The sequence below is a fragment of the Bartonella sp. AP58NXGY genome (assembly GCF_042195785.1).
In the GTDB taxonomy this organism is placed as follows: Bacteria; Pseudomonadota; Alphaproteobacteria; order Rhizobiales; family Rhizobiaceae; genus Bartonella.
The window spans coordinates 328-602 of sequence record NZ_JBHIOY010000357.1 but is presented as its reverse complement, the minus strand read 5'-3'; the positions used below and the strand labels follow the sequence as shown (position 1 = coordinate 602).

1 pseudogene is annotated in these 275 nt (G+C 41.8%); it reads left to right on the top strand.

Features of this window, described 5'->3' with window-relative positions:
* A pseudogene (locus ACFINC_RS11395) lies at positions 1-259 on the top strand (polyribonucleotide nucleotidyltransferase); the annotation flags it as partial.
* Positions 260-275: the final 16 nt, after the last annotated feature.

Here is a 275-nt window from a genome sequence, read left to right as displayed (position 1 = left end):
ATCTTTTCCTTATACCATTCGTGCTGTCTCAGAAATTACTGAATCTAACGGATCTTCTTCTATGGCAACGGTTTGTGGAACATCGCTTGCTCTCATGGATGCTGGTGTTCCGCTCGCGCGCCCCGTTGCAGGTATTGCCATGGGATTGATTAAAGAAGGAGAACGCTTTGCTGTTCTGTCTGATATCTTAGGGGATGAAGATCATCTTGGAGATATGGATTTTAAAGTCGCAGGAACAGAAAATGGTATTAATGGTTTGTAAATGGATATTAAAA